We start from the raw sequence: 6,833 nt of genomic DNA, 5'->3' as shown, positions 1-6,833 counted from the left end.
CCCCCCCCCCCCCCCCCCCCCCCCCCCCCCCCCCCCCCCCCCCCCCCCCCCCCCCCCCCCCCCCCCCCCCCCCCCCCCCCCCCCCCCCCCCCCCCCCCCCCCCCCCCCCCCCCCCCCCCCCCCCCCCCCCCCCCCCCCCCCCCCCCCCGCTGCCGTGGTCGTGCCGGGCCGGGGACTCAGGCGCTGACGGCGCCGTAGCGCACCCCGTGCTCGGTCGCCAGGCGCTGCAGGTCTTCGAGCTCCGCCTGCTCCACCTCGGCGAGGAAGTCGTCGCCCGCAGCGCGGGCCTGGTCCAGATCGGCTTCGGTCTTCTCTATGCGCTGCAGAATGCCTGCGGTGAACGCGTCCATGGTGCGCCCCCTCGTCGTGGGTCGGTGGCACGGGGGTGTGCCGACGGGCGGGTCGATCACGGCGTGGTCCCTGCGGGTGGGGATCGTGGCAAAACGCCGGTACAGGGCGTGATCGCGGGTGTGCAGACGTCCTCCCCACGGGCACCCTCAGGGAAACCTCAACGCGTCCGGGAATCCGCCCGTCCGCCCGTCCGCACCCCCTCCGATCCCCTCTTACAGCCGGTTTATGGCTCTTCGGGGCAGGATGGAAGGGCTCTGAACATTGTTGTGCCCTGCTCATGAGGGCCGTGAGGAAGGACTAGCGACGTGCGTGTTCTCGTCGTCGAGGACGAGCAGCTGCTCGCCGATGCGGTGGCCACCGGACTGCGCCGGGAGGCCATGGCCGTCGACGTGGTCTACGACGGAGCTGCCGCGGTGGAACGGATCGCGGTCAACGACTACGACGTCGTCGTGCTCGACCGCGACCTCCCGCTCGTCCACGGTGACGACGTCTGCCGCAAGATCGTCGAGCTGGGCGTGCCCACCCGCGTCCTGATGCTCACCGCCTCCGGTGACGTCAGCGACCGCGTGGAGGGCCTGGAGATCGGCGCGGACGACTACCTTCCCAAGCCGTTCGCCTTCACCGAGCTGACCGCCCGGGTCCGCGCCCTGGGGCGCCGTACGACCGTGGCGCTGCCGCCCGTCCTGGAGCGCGCCGGCATCAAGCTCGACCCCAACCGCCGCGAGGTCTTCCGCGACGGCAAGGAGGTCCAGCTCGCCCCGAAGGAGTTCGCGGTCCTGGAGGTCCTGATGCGCAGTGAGGGCACGGTCGTCTCGGCCGAGCAGCTCCTGGAGAAGGCATGGGACGAGAACACCGACCCGTTCACCAACGTCGTCCGGGTCACGGTCATGACGCTCCGCCGCAAGCTCGGCGAGCCCGCGGTGATCGTCACCGTCCCCGGCTCGGGATACCGGATCTGACCGGCCATGCCCTCCCTGCCCTCGTTCTCCAAGCCGGCGGCCCCACCGCCGCCCGCGCCGCCCAAACCGGCCTGGGACCCCAAGCCGGTCAACGTCCGGCCCTTCCCGTGGCTGCGCCCCACCATCCGGATACGGCTCACGCTGCTGTACGGCGGCATGTTCCTGATGGCCGGCATCGTGCTGCTCACGATCATCTACATGCTCGCCGCGGCAGCGCTGCACGACGGCAGCGCGCTCCCGCTGAAGATCCTCGGCGGCAAGTTCCAGTCCACCAGTGACACCTGTGCGCTGCCCACCGAGACGTCCGGGCAGCTGCTCCAGGAGGCCGTCACCAACTGCCTGGCGCGCCAGCGCGCGCTGGCCCTCAACAGCCTCCTGAACCGCTCGCTGCTGGCGCTGCTCGGCCTGACCATCGTGGCCTTCGCCTTCGGCTACGCGATGGCCGGCCGGGTGTTGTCCCCGCTGGGCCGCATCACGCGCACCGCCCAGCGGGTGGCCGGCTCCGATCTGCACCGCCGGATCGAGCTGGGCGGGCCCGACGACGAGCTCAAGGAGCTCGCGGACACCTTCGACGAGATGCTGGACCGCCTGGACCGCGCCTTCGAGTCGCAGCGGCGCTTCGTCGCCAACGCCTCGCACGAGTTGCGCACCCCCCTGGCCATCAACCGCACCTTGCTGGAGGTCCAGCTCGCCGACCCGGACGCGTCACCCGAGCTGACCCAGCTGGGCAAGACGCTGCTGGCGACGAACGAGCGCAGCGAGCAGCTGGTGGAGGGCCTGCTGCTGCTCGCCCGCAGCGAGAACAAGATCGTCGACAAGAAGCCGGTCGACCTGTCCGAGGTCGCCTCGCAGGCCGTCGACCAGACCCGCGAGGAAGCGCAGGCCAAGGGGGTGGAGCTGCGCGGCGTCCGGCAGCAGGTCTTCGTCCAGGGCAACGGCGTCCTCCTGGAGCGGATCGCGCTCAACCTCGTCCAGAACGCGGTGCGCTACAACGTCCCCGAGAACGGCTGGGTCGAGGTCACCACCGAGCCGCAGCCCGGCTGCGCGGTCCTGGTGGTCTCCAACACCGGCCCGGTGGTCCCCGCCTACGAGGTGGAGAACCTCTTCGAGCCGTTCCGGCGGCTGCGCACGGAGCGGACCGGCAGCGACAAGGGCGTCGGCCTGGGCCTGTCCATCGTGCGGTCGGTGGTGCGCGCCCACGACGGCACGATCACCGCGGAGCCACGGGAGGGCGGTGGGCTCGACATGCGGGTGGTACTGCCGCTCTGACGAGGGCCGCAGGGCCGCTGTACGGCCGCTGGAAGGCCGCGCGACCCGCCGGCGACCCCAGGGCTACCGGCGCGTACGGTAGCCCTCCCGACGGCCGTACACCGCCCTGCCTCCCGGTTTGACGAAAGGGCGGGTGTGCGGGGATCCTTCGCCGAGTTCGCTTTGCGCGGAATTCGGCTGGTCCGCCCGCCGCCCTGACCGTGTGTGATCCCTCACAGAGGCGTCATTCCGGCCATCTACGCTCCGTGATCGAAATGCCCGGCGGAAAGCCGGGAAAATCCGGGTTTCCCGGAGGCCAGATCACGGGAAGTACACGTGATGGGCTCCGCGAGGTGCGACATTCGGACCGTGTACGGTCCTGATCGCCATCCAAACCGATCACCTCTTCAGGGGTGCGGTTGGGTGTCGATTGAGTAACAGACCTTGATGTGAGGCAAAATCTCCGCCTCAGGTCGGGCACAAGTCCGGCCTCTCACGCGTTACGAGCGCTGAGACACCGCAGACACCCAGAGGGGGAGAGCGAAAATGGCTACGGATTACGACACCCCACGCAAGACCGATGACGACCTCAACGAGGACAGCATCGAGGAGCTGAAGTCGCGGCGGAACGACAAGTCCGCCTCGGCCGTCGACGTCGACGAGTTCGAGCAGGCCGAGGGCCTGGAGCTGCCCGGCGCCGACCTGTCCAACGAGGAACTCGCGGTTCGCGTGCTGCCCAAGCAGCAGGACGAGTTCACGTGCATGAGCTGCTTCCTGGTCCACCACCGCAGCCAGCTGGCTGCGGAGGACAAGAACGGCAACCCGATCTGCCGCGACTGCGCGGCCTGACCGGTCCGCGCCGTGCCAGGCGTGAACCCGTTCCGTAAGGGACGCGAGGGCGGCAGAGGTCCGGCGGCCGGCGCACGATCACGCGAGGAAACCGCGCCCGTGCCCGCCGACCCGACCGCCCTCCCCGAGGAGCGGACGGCCGACGCACCGCGAGAGCGGGGCCGCACGGCCTCGCTCGCGGCCACGGTCGGCCGCGGTGCCCGGAAAGGCGGCGGCAGCGTACGGGTGGTGCTCGCCGCGACCGCCGACCGGATCATCGCCACCGCGCCGCGGATCCCGGTCCGCGACCTCGCCGCGCTGCGCGCGCAGTTCCCCGGACTGACCCCCGAGGAACTGGCCGACAAGCTGGTGGCGGGCGCCTGCGCGGGCACCGCGACGGTCGGTGCGGGGGTGGGCGCGGCAGCCATGCTGCCCGTACCGCCGGCCATGCCCGCCGAACTGGCCACCGAGGTCGCCGGCGTCGCCTCGGTCGAGATCAAGCTGATCGCCGAGCTGCACGAGGTCTACGGCCTGCGCCCCCCGGGAAACCTGGCGCAGCGCACCACGGCCTATCTGACGTCCTGGACGCGGGAACGCGGCATCGACGTCGTCAAACCCGCTTCGCTGGACGCCGCGCTCGGCGGGCAGGCGAGGCGCGAGCTGCGCCGGCAGATCATGAAGCGCACGCTGCGCAACCTCCCCCACCTCACGCCGCTCCTGGTCGGCGCCGCCGTCGGCGCGTTCCTGAACCGCCGCGACACCGCACGGCTCGCCGCCGGGATCCGTGTGGACCTGCGCCGCCGGCAGGTCCCTTGGGACGCCCTCCCCGACGACCGGCGCGGTCAGTCGCGCGCCGACGCCAGCGCCGAGACCAGGCGCTCCGGCTCCCGCGTCGACAGATAGGCGTAGGGCGTCGGGTCCTCGGGGTCGGTGATCTCCACCCGCACCGCCGTGCGCACATAGCCGCGCAGCAGCATGTAGGCGCGTGCGTCCGCCTTGTACGTCCGCCAGGCCAGTGCCTCGTCGGCGTCCAGCGCCTGGGCCTCGCCCAGCGCCGACAGCGGTATCTTCGCGTCGCCGGCGATCAGTGCGCCGCCCACCACCCGGATCCGCACCGAGCCGTACGAGCTCACCGCCACCGCGGACAGCGCGCCGCCGCCGATCAGCCCGCCGAGCATCGGGAGCGTCCCCAGCGGGAGGAGCATCAGGGCGCAGGCGACGCCGATCAGCGCGGCGATCACCCACCAGGACCGGGGCGCGGTGAGACGTTCTTCGTACGACTGCATGGCTCCAGCTTGGCACGGCGGTACGGGCCCCTTACGCGCGCGGGTAGGGTCTGCACTCGTGAGTGGAACTGACCAAACCAGGACGCGGCTGACGCCACCCCAGGACGCCGCCGCTCCGGTCCGGCACCCCGACGCGCCGGCGCCCGGAGAGCTGCTCGGCGCGCACTACGACCGCTGCTTCGGCTGCGGTACGGGCCAGCCGCACGGGCTGCACCTGGAGGCGCGGGCCGGCGAGGGCGTGAGCGTACGCGCGGAGTTCACCGTCAAGGAGGCCCACCAGGGTGCGCCGGGCCTGGCACACGGCGGGGTCCTGGCCACGGCGCTGGACGAGACGCTCGGGTCGTTGAACTGGCTGCTGCGGGTGATCGCGGTGACCGGCCGGCTGGAGACCGACTTCGTGGCGCCGGTGCCGCTGGGCACGGTGCTGCACCTGGAGGCGCGGGTCACCGCGGTGCACCGGCGGAAGATCTACTCGACGGCGGTGGGCCGGATAGGCGGCCCGGACGGCCCGGTGGCGGTGCGCGCCGAGGCCGTCTTCATCGAGGTGAAGGTCGACCACTTCATCGACAACGGAAGGGCCGAGGAGATCCAGGCGGCGATGGCCGACCCGGACCAGGTCAAGCGAGCGCGTGCCTTCGAGGTGAACCCGTGAGTCAGCTACGGAATCCGGTGGATGTGCTGCTGCGGCGACTGGACCCGGAGGTGCCGGTTCCGGCGTACGGGCATCCCGGCGACGCCGGTGTGGACCTGGTGACCACCGAGGCCGCCGAACTGGCGCCGGGGGAGCGCACCGTGCTTCCCACCGGGGTGTCGATCGCGCTGCCCGACGGCTACGCGGCGTTCGTGCACCCGCGGTCGGGTCTGGCGGCCCGCTGCGGACTGGCGCTGGTGAATGCCCCCGGGACGGTGGATGCCGGGTACCGTGGAGAGATCAAGGTGATCGTGGTCAATCTGGACCCCCGCGAGAGCGTGCGGTTCGAGAGATTCGACCGGATCGCCCAATTGGTCGTCCAGCAGGTCGAGAAGGTGCGCTTCCACGAGGTGGCGGAACTTCCCGGCTCGGCGCGGGCCGAGGGGGGATTCGGATCCACCGGCGGTCATGCGGCGGTGGGCGGCTCCACGGGCGGGAATGAATACGCATCGGTCGGTGACGACCGGGAAGGACAGTGACGTGTTCGGACGTCGCAAGAAGAACGAGGCTCCTGTAGAGCCGGCCGGGGACGCGGCGCTCGCCGACGAGGCGGTGGCCGACGCGGACGACGCGACGGCGCAGCGGCTCAATCTTCCGCCCGCTCCGCGGCCCGACGGTCCCTGGGACGCGTCGGAGGTCAAGGAGCCCGGCGAGGGCCGGGTGGACCTCGGCGGGCTGTTCGTGCCGGGCGTCGAGGGCATGGAACTGCGGGTCGAGGTCGCCGGTGACGCGATCGTCGCCGCGACGGTCGTCCTCCAGGACAGCGCCGTGCAGCTGCAGGCGTTCGCCGCTCCGAGGAACGAGGGCATCTGGGGCGAGGTGCGCGAGGAGATCGCCGCCGGCATCACCCAGCAGGGCGGGGTCATCGACGAGGTCGAGGGCCCGCTGGGCTGGGAGCTGCGCGCCCAGGTGCCGGTGCAGCTGCCGGACGGGACGAACGGGGTGCAGGTCGTGCGCTTCGTGGGCATCGACGGCCCCCGCTGGTTCCTGCGCGGAGTGATCTCCGGCCAGGGCGCGGTACAGCCGCAGGCCGCGGGCGTGCTGGAGCACATCTTCCGGGACACCGTCGTCATCCGAGGCGAGGCCCCGATGGCGCCCCGCGACCCGATCGTCCTCAAGCTGCCCGACGACGCCCAGATGGTGCCGGACGGCGTGCAGCAGGACGTGGCCGAGGGGTCGCGCTTCGGCGGTGGCGTGGAGCGCCTGGAGCGCGGACCGGAGATCACCGAGATCCGCTGACGATCTGTCCAGCCCACTGGCGTGAAGAGGCGCCCAGGTCGGCCGGAACCTGACGGTCGCAAGGGCCCGTATCCCCATTGAGGGGGTACGGGCCCTTGCTGTTTTCGCAGGTCAGGGCGGGATGCGTAAGAAGTCCGTCAACGGGGCGCTAATGGCCGTAAGGGAGGCGTCAACAACGTTCACGCGGTGGCCGAATACCGCTTTGCTTTGGGGGTCCTATCCGCCGCATCC

The 6,833-nt window shown here is 71.7% G+C and carries 9 protein-coding genes; 7 read left to right on the top strand and 2 right to left on the bottom strand.

The genetic code is table 11. The annotated features are described in order from the left end of the window. Positions 1–176 precede the first annotated feature (176 nt). Complete coding sequence (locus tag ACO1BR_RS26190; RefSeq protein WP_201305048.1) at positions 177–350, bottom strand: hypothetical protein; 174 nt, start codon at positions 348–350, stop codon at positions 177–179. Between the two features lie 306 nt (positions 351–656). Between ACO1BR_RS26190 and ACO1BR_RS26185 the strand changes: the two genes are divergently transcribed. The 4 genes from ACO1BR_RS26185 (at position 657) to ACO1BR_RS26170 (ending at position 4,289) form a co-directional block, all read left to right on the top strand. After that, a complete protein-coding gene (locus ACO1BR_RS26185; RefSeq protein ID WP_159507649.1) occupies positions 657–1,310 on the top strand; it encodes a response regulator transcription factor in 654 nt (217 codons plus the stop codon). Positions 1,311–1,316: 6 nt separating this feature from the next. Next, a complete protein-coding gene (locus ACO1BR_RS26180; RefSeq protein WP_159507648.1) occupies positions 1,317–2,579 on the top strand; it encodes a sensor histidine kinase in 1,263 nt (420 codons plus the stop codon). A 525-nt stretch (positions 2,580–3,104) separates the two neighbouring features. Then, positions 3,105–3,407 carry a DUF4193 domain-containing protein gene (locus ACO1BR_RS26175; RefSeq protein WP_016575747.1) on the top strand — a complete coding sequence of 101 codons (303 nt, stop codon included), beginning with the start codon at positions 3,105–3,107 and terminating at the stop codon, positions 3,405–3,407. 12 nt (positions 3,408–3,419) lie between these two features. Then, positions 3,420–4,289, top strand: coding sequence for a hypothetical protein (locus ACO1BR_RS26170; RefSeq protein ID WP_426797553.1), 870 nt, complete (start codon positions 3,420–3,422; stop codon positions 4,287–4,289). Here ACO1BR_RS26170 and ACO1BR_RS26165 read toward each other — a convergent pair. Continuing rightward, the gene (locus ACO1BR_RS26165; RefSeq protein ID WP_426797552.1) at positions 4,229–4,672 is read right to left on the bottom strand and encodes a DUF3093 domain-containing protein; all 444 of its coding nucleotides are present in this window, start codon (positions 4,670–4,672) and stop codon (positions 4,229–4,231) included. The genes ACO1BR_RS26170 and ACO1BR_RS26165 overlap by 61 nt on opposite strands. Positions 4,673–4,730: 58 nt before the next feature. Here ACO1BR_RS26165 and ACO1BR_RS26160 point away from each other — a divergent pair, with 58 nt between their 5' ends. The 3 genes from ACO1BR_RS26160 to ACO1BR_RS26150 are packed head-to-tail and all read left to right on the top strand — an operon-like array spanning position 4,731 to position 6,602. Next, positions 4,731–5,324, top strand: a complete 594-nt coding sequence (locus ACO1BR_RS26160) for a PaaI family thioesterase (protein ID WP_426797551.1) — start codon at positions 4,731–4,733, stop codon at positions 5,322–5,324. Beyond that, on the top strand, positions 5,321–5,842 hold the full coding sequence (gene dut / locus ACO1BR_RS26155; protein WP_426797550.1) for a dUTP diphosphatase: 522 nt from the start codon (positions 5,321–5,323) through the stop codon (positions 5,840–5,842). Before ACO1BR_RS26160 ends, dut begins: the two co-directional genes overlap by 4 nt. Position 5,843: 1 nt before the next feature. Next, a complete protein-coding gene (locus ACO1BR_RS26150) occupies positions 5,844–6,602 on the top strand; it encodes a DUF3710 domain-containing protein (protein ID WP_426797549.1) in 759 nt (252 codons plus the stop codon). Positions 6,603–6,833: the final 231 nt, after the last annotated feature.

It is taken from the genome of Streptomyces sp. YGL11-2 (assembly GCF_050054615.1).
In the GTDB taxonomy this organism is placed as follows: domain Bacteria; phylum Actinomycetota; class Actinomycetes; order Streptomycetales; family Streptomycetaceae; genus Streptomyces.
The sequence above is the reverse complement of the archived record's forward strand: the minus strand, read 5'-3'. Positions and strand labels throughout refer to the sequence as shown.